The following is an 18,075-nucleotide window of genomic DNA, read 5'->3' as shown; positions in this document are numbered from 1 at the left end:
ATCCGGTTCGGTCAGCTTCGGAAGAGGCGGGAATATTGTGTTTCATGGCGGGCCGACAACACCGCCAGCAGGGGCGCGAAGGCCTGGCGCTCGTCGTCGCCCAGGGCCATCGCGCGCTCGACGGCGGCGGGGATTTCGTTCGCGAGCCGCGCCAGGATGCGCTGGCCCGCGCTCTGGCCTAGCGGCACGGCCTTGACGGCGGCGGCGACCATGTTCTCGGCCCAGCCGAAGGCGAAGGCCAGGCAGCCGTCCTGCACGGTGGCTTCGGTGCGGCTGGCCGCGAACGCGAAGGCCACGGGGTAGGTCGCGGGCAGGCCGGCGAAGACTTCGGCGGTGTCGGCGTGGTGCAGCTTCAGCCACTCGACGAAAGAGCGGCCCATCTGCTCGGTCTGCAGGAAGAACTCGGCGGATTCGCGGGTTTGAAGCACCCAGTCGTTGAGGGTGCGGATGCGTTGTGCGTCGTTCGCGCGCCAGGCGGTGATCGCCTGGGCTGCCAGGGCGAGGTCGCCGCGCGCGAAGCTCAGGTGCAGCTGGTCGGAGAGCCACTCGGTGGCGCTGGCTTCGGAGTTGATGCCGGCCCATTCGACCGCGGCCTCGACGCCTTCGGAATACGAGAAGCCTCCCACTGGCAGGGCGGGGGAGGCTAGCCAGATGAGCTGTAGGAGGCTGTGGGGGTTTGGCATTCTTCAGCGCGGTGGTTCAGGGCGCGTGCGCAGGCCACCGGGTACTTCCCTCCGCGAATGTCCCCCGGGGCTTCGCCCCTCCTCCTTGATTTCGCTGCGGGAAGCACCCAGTGTCCTGCGCACGGGAAGGGCGGTGGGTCATTTCAATGCGAGTGGCCGTGGGAATGGTCGTGACCGTGGCCGTGATCGTCGTCGAGCAGTTCGGGGGCGAGCACGAGGGGCTTCGGGCCGCTGCTGTGCGAGTGCCCGTGGTCGTGGCCGTGATCATGGCTGTGGCCGCCATGCGAATGCCCCTGCGCGCCGTACGCACCGCCTTCGGGTTCAAAGGCTTCCTCGACGGCGACGACGATCAGGTGCATCGAGCGCAGCATGTCGGCCAGCACGTGGTCGGGTTCGATCTTCAGGTGGTCGGGCTTGAGCTCGATCGGCACATGCCGGTTGCCCAGGTGGTAGGCCGCGCGCGTCAGGTCGAAGGGCGTGCCGTGGGCGGTGCAGTGCGTGATGCGCAGCACCGGCTGCGGCGCCGCGATCACGCGCACCAGCGAGCCGTCTTCCGCGACCAGCACGTCGCCGCCGCGCACCGCGGTGCCGCGCGGCAGGAAGATGCCGATCTGCCGGCCCTGCGAGTCGGTGGCGTCGAAACGGCTTTTCTGGCGCACGTCCCAGTCGAGTTCGATGGTGGCGGCACGCTTGAGCAGCACGGGCGCGAGACCGCGGCCCTGGGGCATGAGTTTGTTGGCGGTGAGCATGGCGGGTTGCGACTCCAGATGAGGCGGAATAATATAACGCTTGTTATAACTTTTGCTCGTGGGAGTCCGCCATGTCCGCACTCAAACTGACCCAGATCGGCAACTCGGTCGGCGTCATCCTGCCCAAGGAGGTGCTGGCCAGCATGAAGGTCGGCAAGGGCGACACGGTCTACCTCACGCAGGCCGCGGGTGGCGGCTTCACGCTCACGCCGTACGACGACGCTTTCGAACGCCAGATGGAGGCGGCGCGGCGCGTCATGAAGAAGCGGCGCAACGTGCTGCGCGAACTGGCGAAATGAGCGCGGCCAACCAGGCCTGGGTCTGGCTCAGCCTGCAGTTGATCCATGCGGTGCATGAAGAACAGCTGGCCGAGCATGGCGGGCCCGCCGGCGTGCGCGACGAGGGCCTGCTGGCCTCGGCCATGGGCCGGCCGCAGAACCGCGCGCTGTACGAGTCGCCCGATGCGGCCACGCTGGCCGCCGCCTACGCCTTCGGCATCGCGCGCAACCACCCCTTCACCGACGGCAACAAGCGAACCGCTTTCGTCGCGATGGAAGTGTTCCTCGACCTCAACGGCTTCGAGTTGGTGGCGTCCGACCATGACTGCGTGCTCATCACGCTGAAGCTCGCCGAAGGCGGGCTGGACGAAGACGCGCTCGCCCAGTGGATTCGCGAGCACCTGGCGCCACGGAACGACTGAAGCGGCGCGCGCGGCTCGGGTGAGTGAAAACGCAGGCATGGGCACGGTGCAACAAGGGTTCCTCCTTCCGTAGCAAGTACCGGGCCCCGCGCAGGGCTTGCCTGCGCGCCCCATCCGCCCCAGCATGCGCGTCATGAACAGCCTGGCCTACCTGACGACCGACGTGGCGACCCCGCTGCGTTTCGACTACTGGCACGACGTCGTGTGCCGCCACTGCATTCCCGCGGCCAGCCGTGCGATGACGGCCGAGCCGTTCGAAGGGCGGCTCGATGTGCGCGAGGTGGGCGCGGTCAGCGTCAACCGCATGTCGGCGCCGGTGCATCACTGGTCGCGCGACGCGCCCCACCTGCGCCGGCATCCGTTGGACGACCTGTGGCTGGCGTTCGTGCAGGAGGGCGAGGGCACCTTGGTGCAAGGCGGGCGGCAGGGGCGGCTGCGCAGCGGCGACATGCTGCTCTACGACGCCGGCCGGCCGTTCGAATGCACGCTGGACGCGCGCTCGGTGTACCTGGCGCGCATGCCGCGCCGGCTGCTGCTGCGGCGCTTCGCGAAGGCCGAAGAGTTCACTGCCCGCACCATCGCCGCGGACCGTCCCGGCGCGGCGCCGCTGCACGCGATGCTGCGGGAGACGGCGAACCCGGCCTTCGCGCAGCCGCATTCCGTCGCCGCCGAACGCTTCGGCGGCGCGCTCATCGACCTGCTGGCCGTGACGCTCGAACTGCAGCAGGACATGGCTGGCGACGCTGGCGCCGAGCGCGGCCTGCATGCGCGCATGACGGCCTACATCGAGCGCCATCTGGACGACCCGGCGCTGTCGCTCGAGGCGTTGGCGCAGGCGCACCACGTCTCGGCGCGCACGGTGGCGCGGGCGTTCGCGCGCCAGGGCGGGACGGCGATGGGCGCGGTCTGGCAGGCGCGTCTCGCAGCCAGCCGCGAGGCGCTGGTGGGAGGGCGCGCGCACAGCGTGACCGACGTCGCGTTCCAGCACGGGTTTTCCGACCTGTCGCATTTCAGCCGGGTCTTCCGCAAGGCCTACGGCTGCGCGCCGCACACGCTGCTGAAGCCGCGCTGAGCGCCGCGCGCGGGGTGTCCGCCCCAGCACAAGTGCATGTCCGAAAGAGACCAGCGCGGGCCGCCGCGCGCCGATAAGGTTCGCCCGGGGTGGCAGTTTCGCCACTTGGATTCGGACCTTCTTTCTCAACCCTACACACGCGGGAGTCAGTCATGGCGGACAAGGAATTGCATCATCTCGAACTGCTGGAAGTCGGCCGGCAGATCCAGTCGCGCGAGCGCTCGTCGGAAGAAGTCACGCGCGCCATGCTCGCGCGCATCGAGGCCGTCGATGGCCGCTTGCGCAGCTACGCGACGCGCATGGACGCGCAGGCGCTCGACGAGGCGCGCCGCGCCGACACCGAGATCGCCGCCGGCCGCGCGCGCGGGCCGCTGCACGGCGTGCCGCTGGCCGTGAAGGACCTGCTGTGGACCGAGGGCGTGCCGAGCGCGCACGGCATGACGATCCACAAAGCGTTCCGCCCTACCGAGGACGCGACGGTGGTGCACCGCCTGCGCGAGGCCGGCGCGGTGATCCTGGGCAAGCTGCAGCAGACCGAAGGCGCCTTTGCCGACCACCATCCGCAGATCGCGTCGCCGGTCAATCCGTGGGACGCCACGCTGTGGCCTGGCGTGTCGTCCAGCGGCTCGGGCGTGGCCACGGCGGCGGGGCTGTGCTTCGGCGCGCTGGGCACCGACACGGGCGGATCGATCCGCTTTCCGTCGGCAGCCAACGGCATCACGGGCCTGAAGCCGACGTGGGGGCGGGTGAGCCGCCACGGCGCCTTCGAACTCGCCGCGTCGCTCGACCACATCGGCCCGATGACGCGCAGCGCGGCCGATGCGGGCGCGATGCTGGCGGCCATCGCGGGCGCCGACCCGCGCGACCCGACGGCCAGCACGCTGCCGGTGCCCGATTACCTGGCGACGATGACGCGCGGCCTGGCCGGCCTGCGCGTGGGCATCGACCCCGCCTGGACACTGGACCGCGTGGACGCACCCACGCGCGCCACGCTGGCGGCCGCGATCCGCACGGTCGAATCGCTGGGTGCTTCGGTGCGCGAGGTGGTGTTTCCCGACACGACGCAGGCGGTGCTCGACTGGTCGCCGCTGTGCGCGGTCGAGACCGCCGTGGCGCACGAGGCGACGTACCCGTCGCGGCGTGCAGAGTACGGCCCGGGCCTCTCGGGGCTGATCGACCTGGGCCTGTCGCAAAGCGCCACCGACTACCAGAAGCTGCTGCTGCGCCGCGCCGATTTCACCGGCCGCGTGCGCACGTTCTTCGAACAGGTCGACCTGCTGCTGATCCCGGCCATTCCCTTCGCGGCACCGACGCTCGAACGCGCCGGCCAGCTCGGCGTGGACCCGGAGCTGCTGGCGGGCATGCTGCGCTACACCTGCCCCTTCGACCTCACGGGCAGCCCCACGCTCACCTTGCCGGGTGGCGCCACCGAGGCGGGCGTGCCGGTGGCCTTCCAGTTCGTGGCGCCGCACTTCGGCGAGGACCTGCTGGTGCGCGCGGGATGGGCGTTCCAGCGGGCGACCGACTGGCACCGCCGGCACCCGGCGGTGTGAGACGGCTTCGCAATCAAGGCGATCGCCGCGTTGCGTCGCCTTGCCGTGCGTCAGCACTGTCTGCGGCTTCGCGCCTTGCGCTCACCTTGATTGCAAACCCGTCGGACGGCCGCGTCGCGGCCTCCTTCAGAACAGGAAGTAGCGCTGCGCCATCGGCAGCACCTTGGCCGGCTCGCAGGTCAGCAGCTGGCCATCGGCGCGCACGGCATAGGTCTGCGCGTCGATCTCCATCTTCGGCGTGTAGCCGTTGTGGATCAGGTCCTGCTTGCGCACGTTGCGGATGTTCTTCACCGCGCTCAGGTGCTTGCTCAGGCCGTAGCGCTCCTTGATGCCCGCGGCCAGCCCGGCCTGCGAGACGAAGGTCAGCGAGCTCTTGGCGAGCGAGCCGCCGTAGGCGCCGAACATCGGCCGGAAGTGCACCGGCTGCGGCGTGGGAATCGACGCGCTGGGGTCGCCCATCGCGGCCATCGCGATGGTGCCGCCCTTGATGATGGTGAAGGGCTTCACGCCGAAGAAGGCCGGCTTCCAGACCACGAGGTCGGCCCACTTGCCGACTTCGATCGAGCCCACCTCGTGCGCGATGCCGTGCGCGAGGGCCGGGTTGATCGTGTACTTGGCCACGTAGCGCCGCGCGCGGAAATTGTCGTTGCGCTCGCTGTCCTCGGGCAGCGTGCCGCGCTGCTGCTTCATCTTGTGCGCGGTCTGCCAGGTGCGGATGACCACCTCGCCGACGCGGCCCATGGCCTGGCTGTCGGAGCTGAACATGCTGATCGCGCCCAGGTCGTGCAGCACGTCCTCGGCGGCGATGGTTTCCTTGCGGATGCGTGACTCGGCAAAGGCCAGGTCCTCGGCAATGCCGGCATCGAGGTGGTGGCACACCATGAGCATGTCGACGTGTTCGTCGAGCGTGTTCACGGTGTAGGGCATCGTCGGGTTGGTCGACGAGGGCAGGAAGTTCGCCTCGCCCACCACGCGCAGGATGTCGGGCGCATGGCCGCCGCCCGCGCCCTCGGTGTGGAAGGCGCAGATGGCGCGCCCGCCCACGGCGGCGATGGTGTTCTCGACGAAGCCCGATTCGTTCAGCGTGTCGCTGTGGATCGCCACCTGCGTGTCGGTGGCGTCGGCCACGTCCAGGCAGTTGCTGATGGCCGCGGGCGTTGTGCCCCAGTCTTCATGCAGCTTCAGGCCCATGACGCCGGCCTCGATCTGCTCGTGCAGCGCGTCGGGCAGGCTGGCGTTGCCCTTGCCGAGAAAGCCCAGGTTCATCGGGAACGCGTCGGCCGCCTGCAGCATGCGCTCGATGTGCCAGGGGCCAGGCGTGGCCGTGGTCGCGAAGGTGCCGGTGGCCGGGCCGGTGCCGCCGCCGAGCATGGTCGTCACGCCCGAAGCCAGCGCCTCCTCGATCTGCTGCGGGCAGATGAAGTGGATGTGGCTGTCGATGCCGCCTGCGGTGACGATGGTGCCTTCGCAGCTGATGATCTCGGTGCCCGGGCCGATGACGATGTCCACGCCCGGTTGCACGTCGGGGTTGCCGGCCTTGCCGATGGCGGCGATGCGGCCGTCCTTCAGGCCGATGTCGGCCTTCACGATGCCCCAGTGGTCGAGGATCAACGCGTTGGTCATCACCGTGTCGACGGCGCCCTGCGCGCGCGTGCGCTGCGACTGCGCCATGCCGTCGCGGATCGTCTTGCCGCCGCCGAACTTCACCTCTTCGCCGTAGCCGCCGGCGCGCAGCGTGTAGTCGGCTTCGACTTCGATCAGCAGGTCGGTGTCCGCAAGGCGGACCCGGTCGCCCACGGTGGGGCCGAAGATTTCTGCGTAGGCGCGTCGCCCGATGGTGGCCATGTTTTAGAGCTTTCCTTGAACCAGGCCGCGAAAGCCGTAGACGATGCGATCGCCGGAAAAATCGACCAGCTCGACCGTGCGTTGCTGGCCCGGCTCGAAGCGCACCGCGGCGCCCGAGGCGATGTTCAGCCGCATGCCGCGCGCGGCGGCACGGTCGAAGTCGAGGGCGCCGTTGGTCTCGGCGAAGTGGTAGTGCGAGCCGACCTGGATCGGCCGGTCGGCCGTGTTGCGCACGACCAGCGTGAGGGCGCGGCGACCGGGGTTGAGCGTGTGCTCGCCGTCGTCGGTGAGAAGTTCGCCGGGCGTCATGGCCGCCTCAGACTGCCTGGGCCAGCAGCGTGGCGCCCAGGGCGACGACGGCGGCGCCGGCCACGCGCGGCAGCCAGGCGTTGGCATGGCGCAGCGCCCAGCCCAGCGCGATGCCGGCCGCGTGCAGCAGCAGCGTGGCGCTGACCATGCCGGCCAGCGTGAGGGCCGCGCCGTGCTCGCCCGCCAGCTCGTGGCCGTGCGCCACGCCGTGGAAGACGGCGAACAGGCCCACCACGGCCATGGCGACGCCGGCCGGCAGGTGCACGCGCGTGGCGACCAGCAGGCCCAGCACCAGCAGCGAGGCGGCGATCATCGGTTCGACGGCCGGCAGCTGCACGCCGGCCAGCCCGGCCAGCGCGCCCGCGAGCAGCATGCCCGCGAAGGCCAGCGGCGCCCACAGCAGGTCGGGCCAGGCGCGGCGCGCGACCAGCGCGCTCCACAGGCCGACCGCGACCATCGCCACGAGGTGGTCCGCGCCGGTGAGCGGGTGCATGAAGCCGGTGACAAAGCCGTGGTGCACGCCGCCGTCGACGCCCGTGTGGGCGCTGGCGGCCAGCGGCAGCAGGAGGGTGACGAGCAGGGCAGAAGTCTTTGCGAAGCGCATGAAAAGGTCTTTCTTCTTGTGGCGGAGGTTCAGACGATCGGCTGGTGGACGGTCACGAGCTTGGTGCCGTCGGGAAAACTGGCCTCGACCTGGATGTCGGGAATCATCTCGGCGATGCCGTCCATCACGTCGGCGCGGGTGAGCACGCTGCGGCCCTCGCTCATCAGCTCGGCGACGCTCTTGCCGTCGCGGGCGCCTTCCATCACGGCGGCGGTGATCAGCGCGACGGCTTCCGGGTAGTTGAGCTTGAGCCCGCGCGCCTTGCGGCGCTCGGCCAGCAGCGCCGCCGTGAAGATCAGCAGCTTGTCTTTTTCGCGCGGGGTCAGTTCCATGGCGGGGGTGGGGTCGGGTGGCGGTCGGTGATTATGGGCAAGCCGGTCTCTTTGCAACAGTCGTGCCCTGTTCGCCAAATGCCGTACCCGGTGGCACGGAAGCTGCACCGAAACGGTGTGAATTCCGCCGAACCCCCTCTCCTGACCGACGACGCCCCCCAGCGCATCGTCAAGGTGCGGCGCGACTACAACAGCTGGGTCGCGAGCGAAACGCTGGAGGACTACGCGTTGCGTTACACGCCGCAGCGCTTTCGCAAATGGTCCGAATGGCGGGTGGCCAACACGGCGTTCGGGGCGGCCTCGTTCCTGGTGCTGGAGGCGGTCGGCGCCACGCTGCTGGTGCAGTACGGCTTCGCCAATGCCTTCTGGGCGATCCTCGTCACGGGGCTCATCATCTTCCTGGCGGGGCTGCCGATCAGCGTGTACGCGGCGCGCTACGGGGTCGACATGGACCTGCTCACGCGCGGCGCGGGCTTCGGCTACATCGGCTCCACGCTCACCTCGCTGATCTACGCGAGCTTCACCTTCATCTTCTTCGCGCTGGAGGCGGCCGTGATGGCCTATGCGCTCGAGCTGGCGCTGGGCATTCCGCCGGTGTGGGGCTACCTGGTGTGCGCGCTGGTGGTGATTCCGCTGGTCACGCACGGGGTGTCGGTGATCAGCCGGCTGCAGCTGTGGACGCAGCCGCTGTGGCTGCTGATGCTGGTGGTGCCCTTCGTCTTCGTGCTGGTGCGCGATCCTGGTGCGTTTGCGGGCATCACGCACTACGGCGGGGCGAAGCCGGGCGCACAAGGATTCAACCTGCACCTGTTCGGTGCCGCACTGACGGTCGGCATCGCGCTCATCACGCAGATGGGCGAGCAGGCCGACTACCTGCGCTTCATGCCGGCGCGCACCGCGGGCACGGCGCGCCGCTGGTGGGCCGGCGTGCTGGCGGGCGGGCCGGGCTGGGTGGTGCTGGGCGTGGTCAAGATGCTGGGCGGCGCCGCGCTGGCCTACCTGGCGATCACGCACATGGTGCCGGTGGAGCGCGCGGTCGACCCGAACCAGATGTACCTGGCGGCCTACGAGTACGTGTTTCCGAACTACGGCTGGGCGGTGGCGGCGACGGCGCTGTTCGTGGTGGTCTCGCAGCTGAAGATCAACGTGACGAACGCCTACGCGGGTTCGCTGGCCTGGAGCAACTTCTTCTCGCGCGTGGCGCACAGCCACCCGGGGCGCGTGGTGTGGGTGGTGTTCAACGCGCTCATCGCCTTCATGCTGATGGAGATGAACGTGTTCGAGGCGCTGGGCGACGTGCTCGGGCTCTTCGCCAACATCGCCATCGCCTGGATGATGGCCGTGGTGGCCGACCTGGTCGTCAACAAGCCGCTGGGGCTGTCGCCGCCGGGCATCGAGTTCAAGCGCGCGCACCTGTGGGACATCAACCCGGTGGGCGTGGGCGCGATGGCGCTGGCGTCGGTGCTGTCGATCACGGCGCACCTGGGCGTGTTCGGGCCGCTGGCGCAGGCCTTCTCGGCGCTGATCGCGCTGGGCACGGCGCTGGTCGCGTCGCCGCTGCTGGCGTGGGCCACGGGCGGCAAGTACTACCTCGCGCGCACGTCCGACGCGGGCGGCTCCGTGCTGTTCGCGCCGGCCGCGGGCGGGCGCAAGGTGCGCTGGGCGCGGGTCGAGCCCTCGCCGGACGAGGGTGGCAGCTACCAGCGCCTGAAGGTGCAGCACTGCGTGATCTGCGAGCGCGAGTACGAAGGCCCCGACATGGCGCACTGCCCGGCCTACCAGGGCGCGATCTGCTCGCTGTGCTGCACGCTCGACGCGCGCTGCGGCGACCTGTGCAAGCCGCACGCGAGCCTGTCGGCGCAGTGGTCCGCCGTGCTGCGCTGGCTGCTGCCGCGCCGCAGTTGGCGCTACCTCGACACGGGGCTCGGGCACTTCCTGCTGCTGATGCTGGTGATCGTGCCGCTGCTGGCCGTGGTGTTCGGCGTGCTCTACCAGCAGGAGCTGCGGGCCTTGAGCGAAAGCGCGCTCGCGCTGGCGGCGCAGGCCGACGTGGGCGGGGCGCTGGCGGCCGTGCAGCAGGCCTCGCTGCGCTCGGGCTTTCTCAAGGCCTACATGGCGCTGCTGGTCATCGCGGGCATCGTGGCGTGGTGGCTGGTGCTGGCGCACCAGAGCCGCAAGGTGGCGCAGGAAGAATCGAACCGGCAGACCCACCTGCTGGTGCGTGAGATTGCGCTGCACCGCGAGACCGACCGCGCGCTGCAGGACGCGAAGCAAAGCGCCGAAGAGGCCCGCGAGATCGCCGAGCACGCCAAGCTCGCGGCCGACCAGGCGCGGCGCGCGGCGGACCTCGCGAACCAGGCCAAGAGCCGCTACATCAGCGCCATCAGCCACGAGCTGCGCACGCCGCTCAACAGCATCCTGGGCTACGCGCAGCTCATGGGCGAAGACCACTCGGTGCCGCCGCACCGCCAGCAGGCGGTGGCCGTCATCAAGCGCGGCGGCGAGCACCTGCTGTCGCTCATCGAGGGCACGCTGGCCATCGCCCACATCGAGGCCGGCAAGCTCACGCTCGATGCGCGGCCGATGCGCTTTGCCGATGCGATGCGCGAGCTGGCCGACATGTTCGAGCTGCAGGCGGCCGAGAAGGGCCTGCGCTTTCGCTTCGAGGCGGCCGGTGCGTTGCCCGACGTGGTGCGCGCCGACGAAAAACGCGTGAGCCAGATCCTCATCAACCTGCTGGGCAACGCGATCAAGTTCACGGCGGCGGGGCAGGTGACCTTGCGCGTTGCCTACGCACGCGAGTTCGCCGCCATCGAGATCGAGGACACCGGGCCGGGCATGACGGCGGCCGACATCGAGCGCATCTTCGAGCCCTTCGCGCGCGGCCACGCGGCGGTGTCGTCGGCGCCGGGCGCGGGCCTGGGCCTGACCATCGCGAAGATGCTGACCGACCTGATGGGCGGCGAGATGAAGGTGCGCAGCACGCCGGGCGAGGGCTCGCTGTTCTGCGTGCGGCTGTTTCTGCCGCGCGTGCACGAGGCGGTGGCGGGCACTGCGCGCATTGCGCCGGCGCCGCGCGCGCGGCGCGGCTACGAGGGCGCGCGCCGGCGCCTGCTGGTGGTCGACAACGAGGAGGCCGACCGCGAGCTGCTGGGCCATGTGCTCGCGCCGCTGGGCTTCGAGCTGCGCAGCGCGGCCAGCGGACACGATGCGCTGGACCTCATCGCCGCCGGCTACCGGCCTGACGCCATGTTCGTCGATCTTGCGATGCCCGGCATCGACGGCTGGGAGACCATCCGCCGCGCGCGCAAGCTGGGGCTGGCCGACGCGTCGGTGGCCATCGTCTCGGCCAACGCTTTCGACAAGGGCCTGGACAACGACGTGGGCATTGCGCCCGAAGATTTCTTCGTCAAGCCCGTGCGCCACACCGAGCTGCTCGACTGGCTGGAGCGCCGGCTCGCCCTGCAGTGGACCGACACCGCCGCACGGCCCGCGCCCGCCGCAGCCGCGCCGCGCGCGATGCAGCCGCCGTCGCTGGCGCGCCTGCGCGCGCTCGACGAGGCTGTGGGCCTGGGCTACTTCCGGGGCATCATGAACCAGCTCGACGACATCGACGCCGCGCAGCCCGAGTGCGCCGCGTGGACCGAGGCCCAGCGCGCGCTGGCCCGCCAGTTCCAGTTCGAAGCCATGGGCCGCGCGTTGGCCGAAGCCGCCGAGGGCGCCGCATGACCTTGTTGTCTCCACCGACCATGCCCGCTTCACCGCTCGCCCGCACGCTGCGCGAGCAGCAGGGCGCCCACGGCGACCTGGTGCTGATCGTCGACGACGTGCCCGACAACCTCGCCGTGCTGCACGACGCGCTCGACGAATCGGGCTACACCGTGCTCATCGCCACGAACGGCGAGCAGGCGCTGCAGCGCGCCGCGCAGGCGCGCCCCGACATCGTGCTGCTCGACGCGATGATGCCGGGCATCGACGGCTTCGAGGTGGCGCGCCGGCTCAAGGCCGATGCGGCCACCGCGCACATCCCCATCGTGTTCATGACGGGCCTCACTGAAACCGAGCACCTCGTGGCCGCGCTCGAGGCGGGCGGCGTCGACTACGTCACCAAGCCGATCAAGCCGAAGGAGGTGCTGGCGCGCATGAACGTGCACCTGCAGGGCGCGCGCCGCGCGCGGCAGGAGGCGCATCAGGCCGGGCAGGCGCGCAATGCGCTCGACGCCTTCGGCTACGCGAGCATCACGGTGCGGCTGCCCGAAGGGCGGCTGATCTGGCAGACGGCGCTGGCGCGCGAGCTCTTGGCGCGCTACTGCGAGACGCAGGCGCCCGAGACGCCGCCGGCCGTGCTCGGCTGGCTGCGCCAGCACGCGCCCGACGCCCGCGCACGCGGCATCGAGCCGCCCGCGCTGGTGATCGCGCAGGGCGCGCGCAGCCTGAGCCTGCGGCTGCACCGCCAGACCGGCGAGGACGACGCCGGCGACGAGTGGATGATCGTCATGCGCGAGGTGTCCGACACCGCCGTGATCGAGGCCATGAGCCTGAGCCTGAAGCTCACGGCGCGCGAGGCCGAGGTGCTGTACTGGGTGGTCAAGGGCAAGACCAACAAGGACATCGGCGAGATCCTCGGCAGCAGCCCGGCCACCGCCAAGAAGCACCTGGAGCGCGTGTACGTGAAGCTGGGCGTGGAGACGCGCACGGCAGCGGCCGGCGTGGCGATCAAGCGCATCCGCGAGCTGCAGCCGCAGTTCGAACTCTGAAGGGCGGGGGATGGCGTTGCCGCGTCATGGCGCGGACTTTCCGGCTTCCTAGAATGAGGCAGGGCTCTCCGAGGGAAGCACGAAATGAAGAACAACAACACGCGCACCGCACGCCTGCTCGTTGCCGCAGTCGCGGCGTTGTCGGGCCTGGGCGCACAGGCCGCCGGCCACTTCGATGTCGACGACGCCGGCACGCTCGATCCCGGCCAGTGCCAGTACGAAACCTGGTGGGGCCGCAGCGGCGCCGAGCCCGTCACGACTGGGTTCCATGTCGGGCCGGCCTGCCGGGTCGGGCCGGTCGAGCTGGGGCTGAACTTCGACCGGCTCTCGGCGCAGGGCGTCCACTCGGTCACGGGCGGCCCGCAGCTCAAGTGGACTTTTGCCGGCGCGGCCGCCGACGCGCCTTTCAGCGCCGCCGTGTCGATGGGCGCGGTGGCCGACCTGCGGCGCGGCGGTCGCTGGGGCGGCCAGCTGGTGGTGCCGCTCACCTGGCGACCCACCGGGAGCCTGCAGATTCACGCCAACCTGGGCGCCGACTGGGCGCTGGGCACCGGCGTGCGCACGCCGCGCGGCGGCCTGGCCGTGGAGTGGGCGCTGAACGACGCTGTGTCGCTGATCGCCGAGCGCAACCGGGCCGGAGGCCTGTGGACCTCGCGCGTGGGCGGCCGTTTCAGCCTGACGCCGCTGATCAGTGTCGACATCAGCACCTCGCGCACCGGGCCGCAGGGCGTGCGCGGCGTGGTGATCGGGCTGAACCACGAATTCAGCTGGAAATAAGTGAAGGAAAACTGAAATCCGCTGCAATGGGATGAACTCCCGTATCGTGGATTTTGTTGATTTTGAATAAGATTCGGTCACATTTATTAACGAGTCAACGATCCGTGACCCCATCGCCCGTTCTGGACTTCAAGTTCACCGCGCCGCCGGAGAGCCCCGCGCAGACCTTCCTGCCGGGGCGGCCGGCCGGGGTGCTCGGCCGCTCGTTCACGCCGCAGCGCAATCCGCGCCTGCAGGGGCTGCAGTGCCTGCGCTGCGACGCGCTGTACCCGGTCACGCTCGCCAACGACGGCTGCCCGGCCTGCCGGCAGGCCGGCTTTCACGTCGGGCTGCGCGCCAGCTACCGACCCGGCGGCCCGGACGTGGTGCCGATGCCGTACGTGCAGGGCTTTTCGCTCGGCGAGGGCAACACGCCGCTGCACGACATGCCCGAGCTCGCGCGGCAGTTCGACATCGCGCGCCTGAGCATCAAGGACGAGTCGCGCAACCCGACCGGCTCGCCCAAGGACCGGCTGACCGCGATGGGCGTGGCGCAGGCGCTGGACGCCGGGGCCCACACGCTGGTGCTCGCCTCGTCGGGCAACACGGCGGTGTCGGCGGCGCACTACGCGTGGGCCGCGGGGCTCGGTTGCGAGGTGGCCTCCTACGAGGCGATGCCCGCCACCTACGCCCGCCAGCTCGACGCGCTGGGCGCGCGGCGCTATGTGTTCGCCGACAACACCGGCCGCTGGGGCTTCGTGCGCGAGCGCTCGCAGTACCCGGGGTATTTCGCGCTCTCCAACTACCGCCTGCCCGCGCTGGGCAGCGCACCCTTGGGCGTGGAGGGCTACAAGGCCATCGCCGAAGAGTGCCTGAAGGACGGCGGCCTGCCTGACCACGTCGTGGTGCCGACCGGTCGTGGCGACATGGCCTGGGGCATCTACGCCGGTTTTCGCGAGCTGCTGGCGGCGGGGCGCATCGCGCGCCTGCCGCGGATGTGGCTGGTCGAGCCCTTCCCGCGGCTGTCGCGCGTGCTCGGCGGCGGGGCGCTCAACGGCAGCTACCCCGGTCGCACGGCGCAGCTGTCGAGCGCGGGCGCGACGGTCACTTACCTGCAATGGCAAGCCGCCACGGCCAGCGGCGGCGGTGCCGTGGTGGTGGGCGACGACGAAGCCCGCGCGGCGCGGCGGCTGCTCACCGCGGCCGGCGTGAGCGCCGAACTCGCGGCAGCGGCGGGTCTGGGGGCCGTGCGGCAACTGCGCGAGGCCGAGACCATCGCGGCCGATGCGCATGTCGTGATGGTGCTGACCTCCGACGCATCGAGCGACCCGAGCTGGCCTGACCGCGCCGTGGCCTGAGCCGCGCGTGCCGTGCGATCCCGGGGCTCAGCGCCCCGTGTGCACCTTGATGCGGATCGTCGCGACGTCCCAGCCCCGGTTCTTCAGGCGCGTGACCAGCATCGGCGACAGCTGTCGCAGCTTGGCGGCCGCGGCGCTGCCCTTGACCAGCAGGCACCACACGTCGCCCTCGGCCGGCCCGGGTTGGATGGCCGCGCGCATGGCGGGCGGAATCAACCCTTCGATGGCCTTCAGCCGCTCGGCCGTGTCCCGCGCGCGCGCCATCAGGCTCCCCAGGGTGGGGGCGCCTGCCGCAGCATCGTGCAGTGAAATGGCGGGGGGCAGTCGGCGATACATGGGTAATCCAGGGGTTAGAAACAAGACAGCTAAAATGCCCGGTTTGCCGACGCGTGCGTCGGCGTTTGTTCCGGAACGGGGCCATCCGACTTCGAGACTTGCGAAGCTTGCATTCGAAGAAGGTGCGCCCAACTGCTTTCACCATATCTTAGGGAATCCGGTCGCAGTGCCTGTCGTGTCAGGTGCCCGCCCCTCTCCACGCCCATGGCAACCAACTTCCTGACCCAGATCTTCGGCAGTCGCAACGACCGGCTCCTCAAGCAGTATCGCAAGACGGTGACGCGCATCAATGCGCTCGAACCCGAATTCGAAAAGCTCAGCGACGACGCGCTGCGCGCCAAGACGCAGGAATTCAAGGACCGCATCGCCAAGGGCGAGTCGCTCGACGACCTGTTGCCCGAAGCCTTCGCCACCGTGCGCGAAGGCTCCAAGCGCGTCATGAAGATGCGCCACTTCGACGTCCAGCTGCTCGGCGGCATGGCGCTGCACAACGGCAAGATCTCCGAAATGCGCACCGGCGAAGGCAAGACGCTGACCGCCACGCTGCCCGTGTACCTGAACGCGCTGTCCGGCAAGGGCGTGCACGTGGTCACGGTGAACGACTACCTGGCCAACCGCGACGCGACCTGGATGGGCCGCCTGTACAACTTCCTGGGCCTGTCGGTCGGCATCAACCTGCCGCAGATGCCGCGCGAAGAGAAGCAGGCCGCCTACGGCAGCGACATCACGTACGGCACGAACAACGAGTACGGCTTTGACTACCTGCGCGACAACATGGTCTACGAGCCCGGTGACCGGGTGCAGCGTGGCCTGAATTTCGCGATCGTCGACGAGGTGGACTCCATCCTGATCGACGAGGCCCGCACGCCGCTGATCATCAGCGGCCAGGCCGAAGACCACACCGACCTGTACCTGGCGATCAACAAGGTGGTGCCGCTGCTCAAGAAGCAGGAAGGCGAAGCCGATCCGCGCACGGGCGAGGGCGTCACGGTGCCCGGCGACTTCACGGTCGACGAAAAGACCCACCAGGTGTTCCTGACCGAAGACGGCCACGAGAACGCCGAGCGCATCCTGGGCGAGCTCAAGCTGATTCCCGAAGGCGCGTCGCTGTACGACCCGGCCAACATCACGCTGATGCATCACCTGAATGCCGCGCTGCGTGCCCGCCACCTGTACCACCGCGACCAGCACTACGTGGTGCAGCAGGGCGAAGTGGTCATCGTCGACGAATTCACCGGCCGCCTCATGAGCGGCCGCCGCTGGAGCGACGGCCTGCACCAGGCCGTGGAAGCCAAGGAAGGCGTCGAGATCCAGGCCGAGAACCAGACGCTGGCCTCGATCACCTTCCAGAACTACTTCCGCCTCTACGGCAAGCTGGCCGGCATGACCGGCACGGCCGACACCGAGGCCTACGAGTTCCAGGAAATCTACGGTCTCGAGACCACGATCATTCCGCCGAACCGCATCAGCAAGCGCGACGACCAGCTCGACCGCGTCTACAAGACCACGCGCGAGAAGTACGAAGCGGCCATCCAGGACATCCGCGAGTGCTACGAGCGCGGCCAGCCGGTGCTGGTGGGCACCTCGTCGATCGAGAACTCGGAAATCATCGACGCCCTGCTCGAGAAGGCAGGCCTGCCGCACCAGGTGCTCAACGCCAAGCAGCACGCCCGCGAAGCCGACATCGTCGCGCAGGCCGGTCGCACGAAGATGATCACCATCGCGACCAACATGGCCGGCCGCGGCACCGACATCGTGCTGGGCGGCAACATCGAGAAGATGATCGAGGCGATCGAGAACGACGAAGGCCGCGACGAAGCCACCAAGCAGGCCGACATCGCCCACGTGCGCGCCGAGTGGACCAAGGACCACGAGTTCGTGAAGTCGCTGGGTGGCCTGCGCATCATTGCCACCGAACGCCATGAGTCGCGCCGCATCGACAACCAGCTGCGCGGCCGTTCGGGCCGCCAGGGCGACCCGGGCTCTTCGCGCTTCTACCTGAGCCTGGACGATCCGCTGATGCGCATCTTCGCGGGCGACCGCGTGAAGGCGATCATGGACCGCCTGAAGATGCCCGACGGCGAAGCCATCGAGGCCGGCATCGTCACGCGCAGCATCGAGAGCGCGCAGCGCAAGGTCGAGGCGCGCAACTTCGACATCCGCAAGCAGCTGCTCGAGTACGACGACGTGTCGAACGACCAGCGCAAGGTGATCTACCAGCAGCGCAACGACATCCTCGACGCGGCCGACCTCACGGCGCAGATCGCCGCGTTGCGCGAAGGCTGCTTCACCGACCTCGCGCGCCAGTACGTGCCGCGCGAATCGGTCGAGGAGCAATGGGACCTCGACGCCCTCGAGAAGAGCCTGTTCAGCGAGTGGGGCATCGACATGCCGCTCAAGCAGCAGGTCGAGGCCGCCGATGCCATCTCCGACGAGGAAGTGGTCGAGAAGATCGTGGCCTACGCCAACGAGAGCTTCGACGCCAAGGTCACGCTGATCGGCCAGGAGAACTTCACCCAGTTCGAGCGCATGGTGCTGCTGCAGAGCATCGACACCCACTGGCGCGAACACCTGGCCTCGCTCGACTACCTGCGCCAGGGCATCCACCTGCGCGGCTATGCACAGAAGCAGCCCAAGCAGGAATACAAGCGCGAGGCCTTCGAGCTCTTCGGCCAGCTGCTCGACTCGGTCAAGAACGAAGTCACGCGCCAGCTCATGACGGTGCGCGTGCAGTCGGGCGAGCAGCTCGAGCAGGCGGCCGAGGAAATGGAAAGCCGCGGCGAGAACGTCTCGAACATCACCTACACCGCGCCCACCGAGACCGGCGAGGTCGAGGTGCGCGTCGACGAAGAGAACCAGCGCCGCCTGGCGGCTGTCGGCACCGGCGCGCTGAGCGCCGAAGCCGCGGCGTTTGCGCGCGTCGGCCGCAACGACCCCTGCCCCTGCGGCAGCGGCAAGAAGTACAAGCAGTGCCACGGCAAGCTGAGCTGAGCTGAAGTCCCGCACCTTTCATTGAGAGAA

16 protein-coding genes are annotated in these 18,075 nt (G+C 69.6%); 9 read left to right on the top strand and 7 right to left on the bottom strand.

Annotated features, from left to right (window positions below):
- Nucleotides 1–11: 11 nt before the first annotated feature.
- Nucleotides 12–683 (bottom strand): urease accessory protein UreF, encoded by a 672-nt coding sequence (locus ACAM52_RS20975; protein ID WP_369644509.1) that lies wholly within the window; start codon nucleotides 681–683, stop codon nucleotides 12–14.
- Between the two features lie 143 nt (nucleotides 684–826).
- Nucleotides 827–1,432 carry an urease accessory protein UreE gene (gene ureE, locus ACAM52_RS20970; RefSeq protein ID WP_139700113.1) on the bottom strand — a complete coding sequence of 202 codons (606 nt, stop codon included), beginning with the start codon at nucleotides 1,430–1,432 and terminating at the stop codon, nucleotides 827–829.
- Between the two features lie 71 nt (nucleotides 1,433–1,503).
- On the opposite strand from ureE, the gene ACAM52_RS20965 reads away from it, so the two are divergent.
- The 4 genes from ACAM52_RS20965 (at nucleotide 1,504) to ACAM52_RS20950 (ending at nucleotide 4,757) form a co-directional block, all read left to right on the top strand.
- Nucleotides 1,504–1,731, top strand: a complete 228-nt coding sequence (locus tag ACAM52_RS20965) for an AbrB/MazE/SpoVT family DNA-binding domain-containing protein (RefSeq protein WP_095743901.1) — start codon at nucleotides 1,504–1,506, stop codon at nucleotides 1,729–1,731.
- Entirely contained in the window at nucleotides 1,728–2,132 is a 405-nt protein-coding gene (locus ACAM52_RS20960) for a type II toxin-antitoxin system death-on-curing family toxin (protein ID WP_095743902.1), read from the top strand. The genes ACAM52_RS20965 and ACAM52_RS20960 overlap by 4 nt, the downstream gene beginning before the upstream one ends.
- 124 nt (nucleotides 2,133–2,256) lie before the next feature.
- Nucleotides 2,257–3,204 carry a helix-turn-helix domain-containing protein gene (locus ACAM52_RS20955; protein ID WP_369644508.1) on the top strand — a complete coding sequence of 316 codons (948 nt, stop codon included), beginning with the start codon at nucleotides 2,257–2,259 and terminating at the stop codon, nucleotides 3,202–3,204.
- 152 nt (nucleotides 3,205–3,356) lie between these two features.
- Nucleotides 3,357–4,757, top strand: a complete 1,401-nt coding sequence (locus tag ACAM52_RS20950) for an amidase (RefSeq protein ID WP_369644507.1) — start codon at nucleotides 3,357–3,359, stop codon at nucleotides 4,755–4,757.
- A 126-nt stretch (nucleotides 4,758–4,883) separates the two neighbouring features.
- Here ACAM52_RS20950 and ureC read toward each other — a convergent pair whose 3' ends face one another.
- Genes ureC through ACAM52_RS20930 form a run of 4 tightly spaced genes read right to left on the bottom strand, consistent with a single transcriptional unit; the run spans nucleotide 4,884 to nucleotide 7,847 of the window.
- The gene (ureC, locus tag ACAM52_RS20945) at nucleotides 4,884–6,602 is read right to left on the bottom strand and encodes an urease subunit alpha (RefSeq protein ID WP_354342950.1); all 1,719 of its coding nucleotides are present in this window, start codon (nucleotides 6,600–6,602) and stop codon (nucleotides 4,884–4,886) included.
- 3 nt (nucleotides 6,603–6,605) lie between these two features.
- The gene (locus ACAM52_RS20940; protein ID WP_070063624.1) at nucleotides 6,606–6,911 is read right to left on the bottom strand and encodes an urease subunit beta; all 306 of its coding nucleotides are present in this window, start codon (nucleotides 6,909–6,911) and stop codon (nucleotides 6,606–6,608) included.
- Nucleotides 6,912–6,918: 7 nt separating this feature from the next.
- On the bottom strand, nucleotides 6,919–7,515 hold the full coding sequence (locus tag ACAM52_RS20935; protein WP_369644506.1) for a HupE/UreJ family protein: 597 nt from the start codon (nucleotides 7,513–7,515) through the stop codon (nucleotides 6,919–6,921).
- A 29-nt stretch (nucleotides 7,516–7,544) separates the two neighbouring features.
- Nucleotides 7,545–7,847: an urease subunit gamma gene (locus ACAM52_RS20930; protein WP_062474548.1), complete on the bottom strand. Its 303-nt coding sequence runs from the start codon at nucleotides 7,845–7,847 to the stop codon at nucleotides 7,545–7,547.
- A gap of 78 nt (nucleotides 7,848–7,925) precedes the next feature.
- Between ACAM52_RS20930 and ACAM52_RS20925 the strand changes: the two genes are divergently transcribed.
- The 4 genes from ACAM52_RS20925 to ACAM52_RS20910 all read left to right on the top strand — a co-directional run bounded on the left by ACAM52_RS20925 (nucleotide 7,926) and on the right by ACAM52_RS20910 (nucleotide 14,718).
- Nucleotides 7,926–11,576: an ATP-binding protein gene (locus tag ACAM52_RS20925; RefSeq protein WP_369644505.1), complete on the top strand. Its 3,651-nt coding sequence runs from the start codon at nucleotides 7,926–7,928 to the stop codon at nucleotides 11,574–11,576.
- A 20-nt stretch (nucleotides 11,577–11,596) separates the two neighbouring features.
- Nucleotides 11,597–12,604, top strand: a complete 1,008-nt coding sequence (locus ACAM52_RS20920) for a response regulator transcription factor (protein WP_139700386.1) — start codon at nucleotides 11,597–11,599, stop codon at nucleotides 12,602–12,604.
- Between the two features lie 84 nt (nucleotides 12,605–12,688).
- A complete protein-coding gene (locus ACAM52_RS20915; RefSeq protein WP_369644504.1) occupies nucleotides 12,689–13,381 on the top strand; it encodes a hypothetical protein in 693 nt (230 codons plus the stop codon).
- A gap of 104 nt (nucleotides 13,382–13,485) precedes the next feature.
- Nucleotides 13,486–14,718, top strand: a complete 1,233-nt coding sequence (locus ACAM52_RS20910) for a pyridoxal-phosphate dependent enzyme (RefSeq protein WP_369644503.1) — start codon at nucleotides 13,486–13,488, stop codon at nucleotides 14,716–14,718.
- Between the two features lie 27 nt (nucleotides 14,719–14,745).
- Here ACAM52_RS20910 and ACAM52_RS20905 read toward each other — a convergent pair whose 3' ends face one another.
- Complete coding sequence (locus ACAM52_RS20905) at nucleotides 14,746–15,054, bottom strand: DciA family protein (protein WP_062474543.1); 309 nt, start codon at nucleotides 15,052–15,054, stop codon at nucleotides 14,746–14,748.
- Between the two features lie 204 nt (nucleotides 15,055–15,258).
- Here ACAM52_RS20905 and secA point away from each other — a divergent pair, with 204 nt between their 5' ends.
- Entirely contained in the window at nucleotides 15,259–18,045 is a 2,787-nt protein-coding gene (gene secA, locus ACAM52_RS20900) for a preprotein translocase subunit SecA (RefSeq protein WP_369644502.1), read from the top strand.
- The last annotated feature ends 30 nt before the right edge of the window (nucleotides 18,046–18,075 follow it).

It is taken from the genome of Variovorax sp. V118, assembly GCF_041154445.1.
Lineage (GTDB): Bacteria > Pseudomonadota > Gammaproteobacteria > Burkholderiales > Burkholderiaceae_C > Variovorax > Variovorax boronicumulans.
The sequence above is the reverse complement of the archived record's forward strand: the minus strand, read 5'-3'. Positions and strand labels throughout refer to the sequence as shown.